The 15,734-nt window shown below is 68.9% G+C and carries 16 protein-coding genes; 5 read left to right on the forward strand and 11 right to left on the reverse strand.

From position 1 onward, the window contains the following. Positions 1-5: 5 nt before the first annotated feature. The gene (locus M8C13_RS02080; RefSeq protein ID WP_252478685.1) at positions 6-1,691 is read right to left on the reverse strand and encodes an ABC transporter substrate-binding protein; all 1,686 of its coding nucleotides are present in this window, start codon (positions 1,689-1,691) and stop codon (positions 6-8) included. A 184-nt stretch (positions 1,692-1,875) separates the two neighbouring features. Between M8C13_RS02080 and M8C13_RS02085 the strand changes: the two genes are divergently transcribed. Together M8C13_RS02085 and M8C13_RS02090 are read left to right on the forward strand one after the other, a co-directional pair. Continuing rightward, positions 1,876-3,144: an ROK family transcriptional regulator gene (locus M8C13_RS02085; RefSeq protein ID WP_252478686.1), complete on the forward strand. Its 1,269-nt coding sequence runs from the start codon at positions 1,876-1,878 to the stop codon at positions 3,142-3,144. A 514-nt stretch (positions 3,145-3,658) separates the two neighbouring features. After that, a complete protein-coding gene (locus tag M8C13_RS02090; protein ID WP_252478687.1) occupies positions 3,659-4,345 on the forward strand; it encodes a glycoside hydrolase family 11 protein in 687 nt (228 codons plus the stop codon). On the opposite strand, the gene M8C13_RS02095 is transcribed toward M8C13_RS02090, so the two are convergent. Further along, positions 4,306-4,533: a hypothetical protein gene (locus tag M8C13_RS02095; RefSeq protein ID WP_252478688.1), complete on the reverse strand. Its 228-nt coding sequence runs from the start codon at positions 4,531-4,533 to the stop codon at positions 4,306-4,308. The two genes, M8C13_RS02090 and M8C13_RS02095, sit on opposite strands and share 40 nt — an antisense overlap. A gap of 37 nt (positions 4,534-4,570) precedes the next feature. After that, positions 4,571-5,041, reverse strand: a complete 471-nt coding sequence (locus M8C13_RS02100) for a PhzA/PhzB family protein (RefSeq protein WP_252478689.1) — start codon at positions 5,039-5,041, stop codon at positions 4,571-4,573. A 115-nt stretch (positions 5,042-5,156) separates the two neighbouring features. Here M8C13_RS02100 and M8C13_RS02105 point away from each other — a divergent pair, with 115 nt between their 5' ends. Further along, positions 5,157-5,993 (forward strand): PhzF family phenazine biosynthesis protein, encoded by an 837-nt coding sequence (locus tag M8C13_RS02105; protein WP_252478690.1) that lies wholly within the window; start codon positions 5,157-5,159, stop codon positions 5,991-5,993. Between the two features lies 1 nt (position 5,994). Here M8C13_RS02105 and M8C13_RS02110 read toward each other — a convergent pair whose 3' ends face one another. Genes M8C13_RS02110 through M8C13_RS02130 form a run of 5 tightly spaced genes read right to left on the reverse strand, consistent with a single transcriptional unit; the run spans position 5,995 to position 10,016 of the window. Beyond that, positions 5,995-6,606: a pyridoxal 5'-phosphate synthase gene (locus M8C13_RS02110; RefSeq protein WP_252478691.1), complete on the reverse strand. Its 612-nt coding sequence runs from the start codon at positions 6,604-6,606 to the stop codon at positions 5,995-5,997. Then, positions 6,597-6,902 carry a hypothetical protein gene (locus M8C13_RS02115; protein WP_252478692.1) on the reverse strand — a complete coding sequence of 102 codons (306 nt, stop codon included), beginning with the start codon at positions 6,900-6,902 and terminating at the stop codon, positions 6,597-6,599. Before M8C13_RS02115 ends, M8C13_RS02110 begins: the two co-directional genes overlap by 10 nt. Beyond that, positions 6,899-8,767 carry a chorismate-binding protein gene (locus tag M8C13_RS02120; protein WP_252478693.1) on the reverse strand — a complete coding sequence of 623 codons (1,869 nt, stop codon included), beginning with the start codon at positions 8,765-8,767 and terminating at the stop codon, positions 6,899-6,901. The genes M8C13_RS02115 and M8C13_RS02120 overlap by 4 nt, the downstream gene beginning before the upstream one ends. Then, positions 8,764-9,291: an isochorismatase family protein gene (locus M8C13_RS02125; RefSeq protein WP_308202752.1), complete on the reverse strand. Its 528-nt coding sequence runs from the start codon at positions 9,289-9,291 to the stop codon at positions 8,764-8,766. The genes M8C13_RS02120 and M8C13_RS02125 overlap by 4 nt, the downstream gene beginning before the upstream one ends. Then, positions 9,282-10,016, reverse strand: coding sequence for a streptomycin biosynthesis protein (locus tag M8C13_RS02130; RefSeq protein WP_252478899.1), 735 nt, complete (start codon positions 10,014-10,016; stop codon positions 9,282-9,284). The genes M8C13_RS02125 and M8C13_RS02130 overlap by 10 nt, the downstream gene beginning before the upstream one ends. A 256-nt stretch (positions 10,017-10,272) precedes the next feature. Here M8C13_RS02130 and M8C13_RS02135 point away from each other — a divergent pair, with 256 nt between their 5' ends. Beyond that, the gene (locus tag M8C13_RS02135) at positions 10,273-11,283 is read left to right on the forward strand and encodes an acetylserotonin O-methyltransferase (RefSeq protein ID WP_252478695.1); all 1,011 of its coding nucleotides are present in this window, start codon (positions 10,273-10,275) and stop codon (positions 11,281-11,283) included. Here M8C13_RS02135 and M8C13_RS02140 read toward each other — a convergent pair. Both M8C13_RS02140 and M8C13_RS02145 read right to left on the reverse strand, forming a co-directional pair. Beyond that, complete coding sequence (locus M8C13_RS02140; RefSeq protein WP_252478696.1) at positions 11,280-11,870, reverse strand: hypothetical protein; 591 nt, start codon at positions 11,868-11,870, stop codon at positions 11,280-11,282. The genes M8C13_RS02135 and M8C13_RS02140 overlap by 4 nt on opposite strands. 285 nt (positions 11,871-12,155) lie before the next feature. Beyond that, positions 12,156-12,815, reverse strand: coding sequence for a lytic polysaccharide monooxygenase (locus M8C13_RS02145; RefSeq protein ID WP_256508400.1), 660 nt, complete (start codon positions 12,813-12,815; stop codon positions 12,156-12,158). Between the two features lie 459 nt (positions 12,816-13,274). Here M8C13_RS02145 and M8C13_RS02150 point away from each other — a divergent pair, with 459 nt between their 5' ends. Continuing rightward, positions 13,275-13,976, forward strand: a complete 702-nt coding sequence (locus M8C13_RS02150) for a molybdopterin-dependent oxidoreductase (RefSeq protein WP_252478698.1) — start codon at positions 13,275-13,277, stop codon at positions 13,974-13,976. Between the two features lie 28 nt (positions 13,977-14,004). Here the strand turns inward: M8C13_RS02150 and M8C13_RS02155 are convergent, their stop codons facing one another. After that, positions 14,005-15,534, reverse strand: a complete 1,530-nt coding sequence (locus tag M8C13_RS02155; RefSeq protein WP_252478699.1) for a carboxylesterase/lipase family protein — start codon at positions 15,532-15,534, stop codon at positions 14,005-14,007. Positions 15,535-15,734: the final 200 nt, after the last annotated feature.

Consider the following 15,734-nt stretch of genomic DNA (forward strand, 5'->3'; position numbering starts at 1 on the left):
GTTCGTCACTTGCCCGCGGGCTTGAGCTTGATGAAGATCTCGGAGTGCTCCGGCCGCGACCAGACCGCGGGGAAGGCGTAGAGATCGTCCTTGGTGGGCCAGCCGGTGAACTTCTTCGCGTTGTACTCGCTGGTCGTGCCGCCGGTGAGCACCGGGATGTAGGGCATGACCTCCTCGATCCTGGTCTGAATCACGTCGAGGTGGGGCTGCCGGGCCGCCCGGTCCTTCAGGTCCACGCGCTTCAACGCGGCGAGCGCCTCGTCGACCCGCGCGTCCTTCATCCGGCCGAAGTTGGGGTTGGCGGACTCGCCCACCGGCGCCGTGCTGTGACCGGCGAAGAAGTAGCTGAACGTGTAGTACGGGTCGGCGGCGGGGCCCTGGTAGACCGAGTCGATCAGCAGCTCGAAACCGCCCTGGGCGCGCGCGTCGGACCACTCGTTCCAGGAGAGCTGTTGCGGGGTCACCTTGATGCCCACCTGCTGCAGCTGCTGCCCGATGGTGTTGACGGCGGTGATGTAGTCGGTCCAGCCGGTCACCACCTTCACGGTCAGCGTCAGCGGCTTGCCGTCCTTGGCGTACACGCCATCGGCGCCCTTGGTGTAGCCGGCGCCCTCGAGCAGCTGGGTCGCCTTCGCCACCTCGGGGCTCATCGGCGCCGCCTTCTCCCGCAGCTTCCCGGAGATGTAGGGCTGGTCCCGTTCCAGCAGCGCGAACCCGGGCGAGATCTCACTCGAGGTGTCCTGGAAGGCGAGCGTGTTGAGCTGCGCGCGGTTCATGCCGTAGTAGATCGCCTTGCGGACGGCGGGGTCGGTCTGCGGGCCGGTGCAGCCGAGTTCGACGTTGGAGCAGGTGAACAGCGCCGTCTGGTTCTGCGGGATGGTGATGGCCCGGTAGCCGGGGTAGTTCTTCTCGACGTTCTTGATGTCCGGGACCGGGCCGGTCAGCCAGTCGACCTTGCCCGCCTTGAGCGCGTCGGTTCCGGCCTGGTTTCCGGACAGGGCCAGGTAGCGGATCTTCTTCACGGCGGGCTCGCCGCCGTAGTAGCCGGGGTTCGCCTTGAGCGTGATGGCCTGCGCCTTGAACTCCTCCAGCAGGAACGGGCCGGTGCCGACCGGGTTCTTGATCGGGTCGGTGGCCGGCGTGGCGATGCCCTTCCACAGGTGCTCGGGCACCATCCAGAGCCTGCCGAGCACCTGCGGCCCCTCGGTGAAGGACGGCTGGCCGAACTTGATGACGACGTGGGTGTCGTCGATGGCGGTGGCCGTGCCCTGGTAGCCGGTCGCGTTCATGGTGCTGTTCTTGCGAACCATGTCGAGGGTGAACACGACGTCCTTCGCGGAGAACTTCTGCCCGTCCGACCACTTGACGTCCTCGCGCAAGGTCACCGACAGCTCGGTGCCGTCGGCGTTCCAGGAGAACTCCTTGCCCAGCCGCGGCCTCGGCTCCGCGTCCCGCTTCATGGCGTTGAAGAAGAACAGCGGTTCGAACAACGTGCCCCGTCCCTCGTTCTCACTCGGCGAGTACGGGTTGAAGTTGCCCTGGTAGTCCCCGGACTGGCCGTTGAACACGACCAACGTCTCGGCCTCCGCCGAGCTGGTGCCCGGGGAGGGGCCGCCGCATCCGGTCGCCACCAGGCCGAGCACCGCCAAGCCGGCTGCGGCGACGCGCACTCGCTGTGACTTCAGGGACATCGTGGATCCTCTCACTGACCGGGGGACCTCTGGGTGGGCTGCATCACACCATCGGGTAGATTCTTAGGTAGATGAAGAAATAAAGTCAATACCCGGCCGTTCACTGGCGTTAACGTGCGCGCCGCCCGCGGCCCCGGCTTGCTAGCCTTTGATCAGTACGCGAAGTAAGCCCGCGGAGGTCACCGTGAACGGCCCGGCCCGCAGCACCCCGCACGCGAGCAGCAAAGCCGCGGTGCTGGACATCATCCGAGCGGCGGGCACGATCAGCCGGGTCGGCCTGATCAACGCGACCGGACTGACCGGCGCGACGATCTCCCTCGCGGTCCGCAAGCTCCTCGACGAGGGCCTCGTGCTGGAGACCGGGCGCGCCGAGTCCACCGGCGGCAAACGCAGGGTGCTGCTCCAGCTGAACCACAACGCCCGCTACGCGGTCGGCGTGCACCTGGACCACGGAGGCATCACCTACGTGCTGACCAACCTCGGTGGTGCGGTGGTCGCCCGCATCACCAGACCCGGCGCCGGCGGCCAGGAACCGTCCGTGATCATTCAGCGCATGGCCGGGGAGGTCGCGGCGCTCATCGCCAGGGTCGGCGTCGAGCCGAGCCGGGTGCTGGGCCTCGGGCTGGTCTCCCCCGGTCCGCTCTGCGCGAGCACCGGTATGACCCGCACACCGCCGCCGATGCGCAAGTGGGAGGACTACCCCGTCGACCGGGAGCTCGCGGCCGCGACCGGCCTGCCGGTGGTGCTGGACAACGACGCCACCGCCGCGGCACTCGGCGAGCACTGGTCGGGCGGCATGGGCAGCGCCTCCACCTCCGCCGCGCTCTACATGGGCACCGGGATCGGCGCGGGCATCGTGATCGGCGGCATCACCTACCGCGGCAACAGCGGCAACGCAGGCGAGATCGGGCACGTGTGCGTCGAGGCCATGGGTCCCGAGTGCTGGTGCGGGGCGCGCGGTTGCGTCGAGGCACTGGCCGGACCCGCCGCGGTCGTCGCCGCAGCCCGCGCGGACCAGGCACTGGCCCGCCTGGTCGACGCCAAACGATCCCACCAGTCCCTGGCGGCGGACTTCGCGGCGGTGAGCCGCGCGGCCCGCCGAGGCGAACCACAGGCCACCGCGATCCTCGAACGCTCCGCGCGGTATGTCGCGGTGGCCGCCCGCACCCTGGCCAACATCATGGACGTGGAGTTCCTCGTGCTCACCGGACCGAGCTTCGCCATCGCCGGATCGGTGTACCTGCCGATCGTGCGCGAAGAACTCGACCGGGGATTCTTCGCCCGCGGGGTGCACACGGTCGAGGTGCGGCTGTCCCACACGGCGGCGACCGCCCCCGCGATCGGTGCCGCCGCCATGGTGCTGCAGTCCGAGCTCGTGCCCCTGCACGCGGCGCAACGACTGCCGGAGAACCTCACCGTGGACGAACCCGCGCTGGCCGCACCCATCGTGTGACCGCCGCCAGACGCGGCGAAGAGACAGCTCGTGCTAACGCCCCATCACCAGACGTTCCGCGATCACCCGTGCGCACCGAGCGATTCGCGACCGCCGCCCAGCCCGAACCGCATCTCTTCCTTGGCGGCAAGCGCGAGGTCCATTATCGAAAGTTTCGCACCCACCTTCGTCGATATTGATCTTTAGATCGAGACGGTTTTCGATCAACTCGAGAGTTGATCAGTTATCCCGAGCCGCTGACCTGGAGTGACACTCCCTCCGGAGATCATTCGGTTCAGGCAAGTTTTCGCGACTTTTTCGAAACTATTGACACTCCGCGAGCCCGGATTGACACTGTGAGTCACCCGCGTGCCCTGGCTCTCCGATCGTCGACCCCCATGACGCCCGGCCAGACCCTGTCTCGTTGCGCGACGCCGAAGTCCGGTCGGCATCGCCCTGGCCGTCTACAGGTTTCGCGGGTCGGATCGCGTGTATCGCGTTGCCTGGCCTCCGCCAGCCTCAATGAGGAGGAAGCATGTACGAGGACCAAGCCCCTGCCCGCTCGATCAGTCGCAGAAGCTTCATCGGCGGCGCCGGCGCGCTGGCGCTCGCGACGTCCGGGTTGATACTGCCCGGCACCGCCCATGCCCAGACGATCACCACAAACCAGACCGGCACCCACAACGGCTATTACTATTCGTTCTGGACCGACGCCAACGGGACGGTCTCCATGACCCTCGGAGGCGGCGGCAACTACAGCACCTCATGGCGCAACACCGGGAACTTCGTGTGCGGCAAGGGCTGGAGCAACGGCGGGCGCAGGAGTGTCAACTACTCCGGCAGTTTCAATCCGTCCGGCAATGGCTATCTGTGCCTCTACGGCTGGACGTCGAACCCGCTCGTGGAGTACTACGTCGTCGACAACTGGGGCACCTACCGGCCCACAGGGACGCACCGGGGCACGGTCAGCAGTGACGGCGGCACGTACGACATCTACCACACGATGCGGTACAACGCCCCCTCTGTCGAAGGCACTCGCACTTTCCCCCAGTACTGGAGTGTCCGGCAGTCGAAGAAGACGGGCGGAACCATCACCACGGGCAACCACTTCGACGCGTGGGCCCGCGCCGGAATGAGCCTGGGAAGTTTCCGCTATTACATGATCCTTGCCACGGAAGGCTATCAGAGCAGCGGAAACTCCAATATCACGGTGAGCGGCTGAACATCCCAGCGCGAAGAGCCACCCGAATGGTCAAGGACATGATCGCCAAGAACGGTGATCATGTCCTTGACTCCCGGGTGGGGAAGGATCCGAATCCCGGGCAGGGCGGCGTGGCCGGTGGCGCCGGGGTGGCTGTCAATGGTGGTGACGCTGCCTGCCGGGGGACGATTGTTGTTCTGCGGCAGCACGTCTGGGCCAGCAGCCGCGGCCGGGCCGGCGTCAATCTCAGGTGGGGATACCGCCGCGGTTGATGGTGGGCACCTCGATGCCGAGCGCCCGCAACTGGTTGAACGGGTTCATGAACTCCCGCTGCCGGAGGATCCGCCCGTCGCGGAACTCGAAGGAGTGGATGAAGTGGTTGCGGTAGAAGCCCGGCTCGTAGCCGGGATAGCGGATCTCGCCCTCGCCGTCGCACTCGGCCCAGAACCGGCCGGGGTCCTGGGTCTCAAAGACCTCGATGTTGAACCACTTCCAGTCCGGGAACATCCGCAGCGACCACTCGCCGTGGGCCTTCAGCTTCTCGTGCCCGGTCGAGACGATCGGATCGGTGGTGTCGGCCGTGTACAGACCCGCGCTACCGTCCTCGGTGAACAGCAGGTACCTGGTCAGCCGGTTCTCCCCGTAACGGCTGAGGTAGTCCTCCACAACGGCCCGGTTGTGCGCGCGCTGTTCGGCTTCCGTCGTAGCGTTCGTCATACCGGCAATGCTCGGACAGCTCCCGCCCGCGCGGCAATGCGCCGTCCAGTTGCGACAGTCCGCGGTTGGACATCTCCTTGGTGGCAAACCGATGCGGGCACCTAGTGTGCGCCTCGTGCACAACTACCTGGTTGTCGACGTGTTCACCGGCACCCCGCTGCTGGGCAATCCGGTCGCGGTGTTCCTGGACGCCGCCGACATTCCCGGTGAGCGGATGCAGCGGATCGCCCGCGAGCTGAACCTGTCCGAGACGGTCTTCGTGTTGCCGCCTGCCAACGGCGGCGATGTGCGGGTGCGCATCTTCACCCCGGTCAACGAGCTGCCCTTCGCCGGGCATCCGACCCTCGGCACCGCGATCGCGCTGGGTGAGTCGATCCCGGGCGACCGGCTGCTGATGGAGACCCACATGGGCGCCATCCCGTTCGAGCTGCACCGCGCGGACGGCCGGGTCGTGTCCGCGCGCATGCGCCAGCCGAACCCGGAGTGGGAGCCCTACGAGCACACCGAGCACCTGCTCACCGCACTGGGCTTGGCGTCATCGACGCTGCCGGTCGAGGTGTACCGCAACGGGCCGCGGCACGTCTACGTCGGACTGCCCGGCATTCCGGCGTTGTCCGCTGTCCGTCCTGATCTCCTTGCCCTGGAACGTCATCTCGACGTCGCGGCCAACTGCTTCGCGGGCTCCGGCACGCGGTGGCGGCTGCGGATGTTCTCCCCGGCCTACGGGGTCGCCGAGGACGCGGCGACCGGTTCCGCGGCGGGGCCGCTGGCGGTGCACCTGGTGCGGCACGGCCTGCTGGAGTCCGGTACGGAGATCGAGATCCAGCAGGGTGTGGAGATGGGCCGGACCTCGACCATGTACGCCACCGCGCATTTCGCGGAGGGCGGTGTGGACATGGTCGAGGTCGCGGGGTCCGCCGTGGTCGTCGCCAGGGGCGTGTTCCTCGTCTGAGTTATGGCTGCAACCGGACCGTCGTCCAGCCCGGACCCGCCAGGTGGAAGCGCAGCCGCCGGTACAGCCCGTCGGGGCTGCTCTGCCAGAACTCGACCTCGGTGAGCACCAGCTCGTAGGCGACCCAGGTACCGGGCCGGGCCAGTGGTGAGCCCAATGACCGGGCCCGGGCCAGCAGCTCCTCCTCGTCGGCGAGCGGTTCGCTCTGCCGGGTGGCGACCGACATGGCGTTGGCCGCGGCGCTGCGCCGGGTCCACAGCGCGTCCGCCACGCTGTCACCCGCGTCTTCGACGGTGCCGCCGAAGGTGATCTGCTGGTTCGTCTCCCGCCAGTAGAGCACCCCCGAGCACCGCGCGGTCGCCTCGATCTCCCGCCCCTTGCGGCTGCCCGCGTGCGTGGCGAAGACCAGGCCACGGTCGGTGATCCCGCTGAGCTGGATCATCCGGCTGGACGGGCGGCCGTCGGCGGCCACGGTGGCCAGCGCGATCGCGCCGGGTTCGCGGACGCCACGTTCGGCCGCCAGCTCGCTCCAGCGGCGCAGCAACGGGATCGGGTCCGCGGGCGGCGTGCTGAACTCGGGGCCGATCTCGGTGTGCACAACGTTCACTGCCATGCTGGTTTCCCTTGTGGTGTCACGAAAGCCTCGACGTCGAAGGCGTGGCGGACGGTTGCCGGATGGCCGATCAGCTCGGCCGCCCGGTTCGGCGGCAGGCTCTGCCGGGCGGCCTCCTCGGACTCGAACACCATGACCGCGCCCCACCTGGCGCCGTCGGAGATCCAGAACTTGGTGACCAGGCCCGGCACCGCGGCCCAGGCACCGGTCCCCTCAGCCAGCAGTGACTCGCGGAGCGCGGGGATGTCGAGCGTGGGGACGGCGTCGCGGTCCCACCAGGCGATCACGGCCTTCACGGGCATTGCACCTCGGGCACGCGGAGCATGGTGTCGAGCAGCCGGTGCAGGATGGCCGGGCCGTTGAGGGTCAGCACGGACTCGGCGTGGAACTGCATCGAGGCGAACCTATTGCCGCGCAACGCGTTCACCTCGCCGGTCAGCGGGTCGCGGCTGATCTCGACCAGGCCCGCCTCCGGGTGCTCCAGGCGATCATCGTCGCTGCGCGCGGCGAAGGTGTTGTAGAACCCGACGACCTCGCGCTCCCCGAACAGCTCGACCTCGCGCTGCACACCCTGGTTCGGCACCTCGCGCTGGTGGAGTTCGAGCCCCAGCACGCCGCAGAGCACCTGGTGGCTCAGGCACACCGCGAGGAACGGCTGACCTCCGCGCAGCAGCGACCGCACCGCCTCGGACAGCCGCGCGATCTTCGGATTCGCGTGGTCCCCGGGGTTGCCCGGCCCCGGGCCGAGCACCACGACGTCGTAGTCCTCGCTCCGGCACTCCTCGTCGAAGCGGCGGAGCACCACCTCCAGCCCGAGCGAGCGCAACAGGTGCGCGATCATGGCGGTGAAGGTGTCCTCGGCGTCGATCACGAGCGCGCGCTTGCCGGAGAGCCAGTTGTCCGGGCACGGCCCTGGGTCACGTTCGGCCAGCCAGAACGCGCCGAGCCGCGTGTTGCGCCGGTCCAGCGCCGCCCGCACGTCGGGATGTTCCTGCCAGCACACCGCGCGTTCCTGCAAGGCCGACAGCAACGTGGCGAGTTTGACGCGGGTCTCGGCTGCCTCCGACATCGGGTCGGAGTGGCGCACCAGCGTCGCGCCGACACCGATCTCCGCCCGGCCTGCCCGGTCGATCTCGGCCGTGCGGATCACGATGGCCGAGTCCATGGTCTGCTGCCCGGTGTCGTCGTGGCCGATGAGCGCCATCACGCCGCCGTAGTAGCCGCGGCCACGGGACTCGTGGCGGGCGATCACCCGGCAGGCGTTCTCCACCGGGCTGCCCGTCACCGTGGGCGCGAACATCGTCTCGCGCAGGATCTCCCGCACGTCCCGGCGGGTAGGGCCCTCGATGAAGTACTCGGTGTGCGCGAGCCGGGCCATCTCCTTCAACCGCGGACCGACCACCCGCACCCCGTCCTCGCAGAAGCGCGACATCATCTTCAGTTCCTCGTCGAGGACCATGTACAGCTCGTCGATCTCCTTGTCGTCGGCGAGGAAGTCCAGCACCCCGGGCAGCGTCGGCCCGTCGGCCGGGTACCGGTAGGTGCCGCTGATCGGGTTCATCGTCGCCACGCCGTCGCCGACGGTGACGTGCCGTTCCGGGCTGGCGCCGACGAAGGTCCGGTCGCCGGTGTGCGCCACGAACGCCCAGTAGACCCCGGACTCCCGTTCGCACAGCCGCCGGAAGAACGCCAGCGCGAGCCCGGGGTGGTAGCCGCCGATCTCGGCCAGGAACGATCGCCGGATGACGAAGTTCGCGCCCTCGCCGGTGCCGATCTCGTCGGTGACGACCCGGCGGACGATCTCGGCGTAGGCGTCGTCGTCGACGTCGAAGTGGGCGCCGGACAGCTCGATCGGCTCATCGGGCAGCCGGTCCAGCGCGCTCCGCTTCGGCAGCACGGCGTGCTCGCGCACCCGCATCACCAGTAGTGGCGCGCCGTCGTCGATGTGGGCGAGTCCCCGTTCCCGGACCTGCCGGTGCGGAACCACCGCCAGCGTCTTCGGACCGGGCCCCTCGGCGATCGGGATGTCGGCGAGCGCGGACACCGACGTCACCTCGCCGGTGAGCACTTCCAGCTTTGTCGCACCGGTGGTGAGCGGCCGGTGCAGCACGGCGAAGGGGCGCTCGGGCGAGCTGAGCACCTCATCGAGCAGGTCTGTCATGGCAGCACCGCCTTGGCGCTGAGCACGACCGCGCAGCAGTCCGCCGCGTACCGCAGCGTCCGCCGGTGGTGCTCCTCGGAGAAGTCGGCGACGGCGTCGGCCACCAGGAAGGTCTCGATGTCGTTGGTGAAGGAGTCGACGGCGGTCATCAGCACGCCGACGTGGGCGTACACGCCGCAGATCACCAGCTGGTCGCGGCCGTTCTCGCGCAGCTGTGCCAGCAGGTCGCTGCGGTGGAACGCGCTGTAGCGCCACTTGGTGAAAAGCCAGTCCCCTGGCTCAGGGGTCAGCGGCTCCACGATTTCCCGGTCCACCGGGTCCACGCGCATGCCAGGACCCCAGAGGTCCTTGAGCAGCCCGCGGTCCTCATCGGACATGTCACCGGGCTGGGCCGTGTAGGCGATCGGCATCCCGGCGGCACGGCAGCGATCGCGCAGCCCCGCCACGTTCTGCACGAGTTCCCCGGCAAGGCCGGAGGGCAGCGGCCGCAGGAAGTACCGCTGCATGTCGTGGATCAGGAGCACCGCGCGGGCGGGGTCAATCGTCCACGAGGCGACCGAGGGGGGAAAGTCACCGAGGGCCGGCAACCGGTAGTGGGCGATGGGCGGGATACCGGGCATTCGGCAGCACCTTCCGTGTCGAGTTCGAGCCGGTCCGCGAACACTCGCCACACCGCGGCGTTCTGCCGGGCGAACTCGGCCAGCAGGCGCCGGCAGTGGACCGGGATGTGGTCGGCCATGTCGATCCAGGACGCCCGTGCGTGCTGTTGCAGGTGCAGCAGTCGCAGCAGCACACGGCCGTTGTGGCTGGACCTGACCGACGGATCGCGGCGCAGCCAGTGCAGTAACGCCGGGAGATCGGGCCGGGGTGAGTCGTCCACCGGCCGCGGCGTGGCAGGGGAAACGCGCCGGGCCGAGGGGCGAGGGCCGCCGCGCAGCTCGCGGCGGACGGCGCGGGCGGTCTCCGGGGAGATGCCGACCGCGGCGGCGATCTGCCGCAGCGACAGGTGTGGCTGGTCCGCCATCAGCTCCCTGGCCAGCAGACGTCGCTCGGCGCTGTTCGTCGGCCGGACGCGGCCATCCTGGCCCACCCTGGCGCCGGTGTGGCGGCCCAGGCGGTTCCGCTCCCGGCCGACGGTCTTCGCGGCCAGACCCGTTGCCGAACCGATCCGCCGGTCCGACCACTGCGGGCACTCCAGCAGGAGACGTGCCGCTGCGGCCTTGCGGTCGGGAAGAGTCTGCTGGCACACGAGATCCGCCCTTCAGCGCATCCGGGAGACTCACTGTCGGTAAACGCGAACAGATGGTTGACACGGATACTACGTGCCCAATCTGGCATACGCCAAGGATATTTCGCAATTTTCTAACAAGTCTCCCTTTTTCTCGGAATCCTGGTAAGCGCGTGAACTCGGCGTCCGTTGGCGCGCGTGCGGTTAATCATTGACAACGTTTCCACTGGTGTACTAAGAACAGCGGGCACAAGGGGCGACAGAAAGGGGCTGGGCCGTGAAGGTCGACTTGAAGGCCGCCCAGGAAGTTGTCGAACTCGTCACCGGCGGGTGGCGTTCACAGTGCGTTTACACGGCGGTAAAACTCGGCGTTCCGGACCTGGTGGCAGCCGGGCGGACCACTGACGAGGAGCTCGCCGCGGCGACCGGGGCCGCCGCTGAGGGCGTGCACCGGCTGATGCGCCTGCTGGTGGCGATGGGGGTATTCGAGGGCAATGGCACGGACGGGTACCGGAACACCGCTACCAGTACTTTGCTGACCGACACTCCGGATTCACTGCGCAACATGTGCTTGCTCTACGGCGAGGAATTCTACGTCACGTGGGGGCACGCGAAGGAGTCGATCAGCACGCTGACCGCAGGTTTCGAGATCGCCTTCGGCGAGCCGCTGTACCGCCGCCTCAGCCACCAGACCGACCTGAGCGAGCGCTTCCAGTTGGCGATGAAGGCGGGCAACCTCTTCTTCGACTACGTGCCCGAGGTCATCGACCTGTCCGGCAAGACGTTCGTGGACGTCGGCGCCGGTCCGGGCCAGCTCACCGCCGCGATTCTTGCTGCCGTGCCGGATGCCAGGGCCAAGGTGATGGACCGCGACCACGTCATCCCGGTCGCCGCGCAGAACCTGGCCGCCACCGTCGGCCTGGACCGGGTCGAGCTCTCCGGCGGTGACATGATCGAGGCCGTTCCGGCAGGCGGTGACGTCTACTTCCTCTGCCGGGTGCTCGCCGGCTGGAGCGATGAGGACGTCGTGCGCGTCTTCCGGAACTGCCGAGCCGCGATGGCGGACCCCTCCGCCCGGCTGGCGATCCTGGAACGCGTCGTCTCCGACGAGGAGCCCACCGTGCTGCCCTCCCTGTGGGACCTGCACCTGCTCATGACGACCGGAGGCGGGCACCGGACGCTGGAGAAGTACACCGCCCTGCTGGAGCGGGCCGGCTTCACCGTGGACAACGTCGCCGCGCTGCCCAGCGAGACGACCGCGATCGTCGCGGCGCCCCAGGCTGACTAGCGGGAGCGGCGACGCCGGCGTAGTACCCAGCCACCGAGCCCCGGGGCCGGGGGCGTGCGCTGGTCGAGGACGGTCAGCTCCGGTTGGCGGAGCCGGGCCTGCCGGACGATCTCCTCGGCGGTCGCGGTCAGCCCCACCAGGCCGATGGTGTCCTTGGGTGGCTCACCGAAGGTCAGGAAGTCCCACGGCACCAACACCGGTCCCAGCCCACTTCCGTCATCGTCGGCGGGATCGAGGGTGGACAGGCGAACCGGGCCGGCCTCGCGCCACGGCACCAGGTGCGGGGTGGACCGCCACATGGCCGACTTGTAGATCCAGACGCCCTGCCCGTCCATGGCCAGCACGCGCCGGTGCAGCACGGCGTTGCCGGGGCGGCTTCCGGCGACCACCGCCACCACCGCGGGCAGGCACAGGAAGAAGAGCGCGGCGAACAGCGCGATCAGCAACGAGCCAACGTCGTGCACGGACCGGAACACCTCGGGGATCCACCACGGGATGGCCAGCACCACGAGCCCCAGCAAACCCAGGCCGGCGATCAGCAAGGCACCGCTCAGCAGACCACCGGCCCGCAGCCGCCACCGAACCACGAACGTCCCGCGCCGGGCCGGCCCGCGCGCAACGGCGCCCGCCGCTGATCTCCTTCTGCCACGCCACTTCACGCTTCCCGAGTCTGCGGGGAGTCACCGGGACCGGTCCCGGGTTCGGCACAACTCACCCGTCCGCGAGTCCGATCACGTGATCAACCTTGTCGACGAGGCTCGCGTGTCTCCCTGTGCTGGGCCCGCCCGGGTCCTCCCCGTCGAAAGGCCGGCCCGGTGCCAGTACCGCCGGCACCGGGCTGGCCTTCGAATTCCGTTTGGCCGGCCGGAGTTCTAGCCGAAGTTCACATCGCTGCACCACATGTAGGTCTGGTCCAGGTGTGAAGCCTGCCAGATCGTGAACACGACGTGGTGTCCCCGGTAGGCGCCAGAGGTCTGGACGTTGAAGGTGATGTCCTTGGCCGGGGCGTACCTGCCGGTCTGGGTGATGAAGTCGAGATCGCCCCAACCGAGGCGCTGGGTGGTTGGGTCGAACCCGTTCTTGCTGATGTAGACCCGGAAGTAGTCAGCACCGTGACTGGCCTGGTCGTACAGGCGCATCGCGAAGTTGCTGCCGACGTTGGTGGTCTTCCACCGGCCCGGGTTGTTCAGGGAGTTGTTGCGTGCAAGGCCGTTGCTGCAGAGCTGTCCGTCGGGGGTCGATCCCTGGAAGTTGCCGCGAAGCCCGTCCCGCAGGGCGCTCATCCAGTTCCACATGGTGTCCGCGTTGGCCTGGAAAGCCTGCCAGCACATGGGATCCTGCTGCTGCATGGCAGGGTTCGTGTGCTGACTGCCCCAGGTTTGCCAACACTGGTAGGCGCGGGTGGCGGGACTGACGATGGTGCCGTGCGCCGAGGCCGTCGGGGCCCAGACGAACATGCAGGCCAGCGCGATGATCACTGCGATGATGCTCCGCCGTCTGGTAACGGGCCCCGAGGTACTGCGCATACGCATGGATGGGCCTCCATTCTCCGGATGATTGAGCGTTGATGATCTGGGAGCGCTCCCAGAACAATCGTTAGCGTATAGGTCACTCAGCGAAACTTCAACGAAACATGGAGTAATGGCTGCAATCACTTCCACAGCTCAGAAAACGATCTTTCCGCACCCGGCGCTGACCTGCTCCTTACCTGCCGACGTCGGCGCATGACGGCGATCGCGTCCGGCCTGGCGGGGAGCGCCGCCGACGCCAGGCCGGTCACCACCACCCAACCTGCGCCCGGCTCGCCGGGCCGCACAACATCGTGCGGCCGAGCACCCGGCTGAGCGCGATCTCGCCGGCCGGTGGAGATCCTGCGTGAGCTCAGCACCACTCCTGCGAAGGAGCGGCCTCACTCTCGCGGGTGACCCCATGCCAGGCGGCCGGGGAGATGGTGAGCCAGTGACTGGTGACGAAGGCGAAAGGCATGGTCGATGAGGCACGGCAACAAACTCCCGCCAGGACAGCGCCGGGTTGAGGGCTTTCCCCGGTTCGGCACCCACCTTTCCCGGCCCGCCCCGCCCGTTCCGCTCGATCCGCTGATCGAGGTGCGCGGGGCGGTGACCAAGGAGTTCGACCTGCCGCTCGCCTCGCTCTCATCCTTGCCCCGCAAGGAGATCACCGCCGACTTCCACTGTGTGGCCGGCTGGTCGGCAACCGGGCTGCGCTGGGAAGGCGTCTCGTTCGCGACGTTCTACCGCGCTGTCCTCGAACCGGCGTTGCCGACCGGGACATCGATCACCCACCTCACCTTTCGCGGACTCGACGGGTGGAAAGCCACGGCGGCGATCGAGGACCTCCTGGCCGAGGACGTGCTCATCGCGCAGAACCTCAACGGCCGCCCGCTCGACAGCGACCACGGCGCACCGGTCCGCCTGGTCAGCCCCAGCCAGTACGGCTACATCAACGTCAAACACCTCGCCGGCATCGAGCTCCTGACCGCGGCCCCGGCAAATACCGAAGGCCCTCTGCTCAGGAGTCATCCCCGGGGCAGGGTCTGGGCGGAGGAGCGGCACGGGCTGCTTCCGGGGCGGGTGGTGCGGCCCTTCTACCGGGCGCTGATTCGTCCCATCAGGTTCCTCAGTGCCCGTGGCGCTCGCGACCGTCAGCCAGAGCGGCCCCGCTCCTCGAACTGACGGCCGCGCACCCTCCACAGTGGACACTTCAAGTGCCGATGGTGGCCCAGAAGGCGCATTGATGCGCGCTCCAGGCGTCCACCGGCCCGACCCCGTCCGCGCCGGTGCGGAGCTCCTGGGAGCGCGGTGCGTCCCGGTCCACCGGCAGCCAGCGCGGGGCCTGGCCGTTGGGATCGCCGGTGCGCGCGAACCGGGTCCAGTAGCCGATCATGGTGGCGGCCAGTGCTCGCTGGGGTTCGGTGTGCGGCACCAGTTTTCCGTTCCAGTCCACGGGTTTCCCGGCCATGTCGAACAGGTAGGTCAGCTCCGCGCCGTGCCCGGCGCCGTCGGGCATCGAACCCGGCGGCAGTGGTGCGTACGGGGGTGCGGTGCGGTCGGCGAACTCGTAGGCGTAGGCAGGCATCCGCGCGGCGAACGCGCGGGCGTCACGCAGCTGCGGGCAGGCCATGCCGCGGTCGGTGTCCAACGCCGCCCAGGCCAGCGCGGGACTGCCGTGGTCTGTCAGCGGATAGCGTCGCCGGACGAGTTCTGCGTGTTCGCCGAAGGCCTGCTCGGTGAGGGCGTGGAACCGCTGCTCGGTGATCGGCTTGTCCGGCAGCTCGGACCAGGCGGTGACCAGCCGGGCCTCGTCGCGGGTGTGCCCGGTGAGCACCGGCACCCGGTGGAAGGCCCCGGCCGCGACCGCGTGACCGGGGTCCAGCGGCAGTGTGGCGGTGCCGGCGGCCGGTGCGCCGAACTCGGTCATCCTGCCCAGCAACGCTTCCGCCGGCAGTTCGCGCAGGCAGGCCAGCGCGTCGGGCCCGGCCGGGCAGCCCAGTTCGGTGGCCGCGTTGGCGCCGCTGGCCACCACCTCCTGCCGGGCTGGCCAGTACGAGCGCGCTGCGCCCCCAGCCCGGGCGGGTTCCGAGGTCGTGCCCCAGATCCCCGGCACGATCCCCCAGCCGGGGAATGAGCAGCTGCCGCTTTGCAGGATCACCTTGTCGAACAGGCCGCGTGCCCGCGGTGAGGTCAGCTGGGCGCAGCCGTCGATGCCGCCCGCGGACTCCCCGAACAGGGTCACGTTGCGCGGGTCGCCGCCGAAGGCCGCGGCGTTGTCCCGCACCCAGCGCAGCGCCGCCTGCTGGTCCAGCAGCCCGAAGGAGCCCGAGTCGGCCAGCCCGGGGTGACCGAAGAAACCGAACACGCCGAGCCGGTAGTTGATCGTCACCACCACGACGTCGCCGCTGGTGACCATCCGCCGGGCATCGACCTCGTTGCCGGTGCCGCCGAAGTTGCCGCCGCCGTGCAGCCACACCATGACCGGCTTGGGCCAGCGCCCGCGCAGTGGTGTGGTCACGTTCAGGTGCAGGCAGTCCTCGCTGCTGTGCTGGATCTCGCCAACGGCCTGCCGGCACGGCGGCGCGAACTTGCCGGCATCCCGTACGTCCGGCCACGGCCGCACTGGTTGCGGCGCTCGCCAGCGCAGCTGGCCGACCGGCGGCGCGGCGTAGGGCACCCCGGAGAACCGGCGCACCTGGTCGTCCACCACGCCACGGACCAGCCCCGCGGTGGTGCGCACAGTGTCTCCGCCTGGGTGACCGGCAGCCGTCTGAAGTCCTGTCGGCAGCCCGGCCGCCAGTCCTGCCACCACCGTTGTGACCACCGCCGCGAGTCGCCACCTGACCATCGCCATTCCCCCGTTCGATCGGCTCTTCCGGCCACCCAGCCTGCTGCGCGATGACCACCGGTCACCAGTGGCGAAGAGACAAGCCTGGTGTG

The organism is Crossiella sp. SN42 (genome assembly GCF_023897065.1).
Classification (GTDB): Bacteria; Actinomycetota; Actinomycetes; order Mycobacteriales; family Pseudonocardiaceae; genus Crossiella.

Excerpts from the sequence above, each read along its gene's own strand:
- M8C13_RS02080 (WP_252478685.1), bottom strand. The coding sequence starts at position 1,691 with ATGTCCCTGAAGTCACAGCGAGTGCGCGTCGCCGCAGCCGGCTTGGCG.
- M8C13_RS02090 (WP_252478687.1), top strand. The coding sequence starts at position 3,659 with ATGTACGAGGACCAAGCCCCTGCCCGCTCGATCAGTCGCAGAAGCTTC.
- M8C13_RS02100 (WP_252478689.1), bottom strand. The coding sequence starts at position 5,041 with ATGACGAACGCTACGACGGAAGCCGAACAGCGCGCGCACAACCGGGCC.
- M8C13_RS02110 (WP_252478691.1), bottom strand. The coding sequence starts at position 6,606 with ATGGCAGTGAACGTTGTGCACACCGAGATCGGCCCCGAGTTCAGCACG.
- M8C13_RS02120 (WP_252478693.1), bottom strand. The coding sequence starts at position 8,767 with ATGACAGACCTGCTCGATGAGGTGCTCAGCTCGCCCGAGCGCCCCTTC.
- M8C13_RS02145 (WP_256508400.1), bottom strand. The coding sequence starts at position 12,815 with ATGCGTATGCGCAGTACCTCGGGGCCCGTTACCAGACGGCGGAGCATC.
- M8C13_RS02150 (WP_252478698.1), top strand. The coding sequence starts at position 13,275 with ATGAGGCACGGCAACAAACTCCCGCCAGGACAGCGCCGGGTTGAGGGC.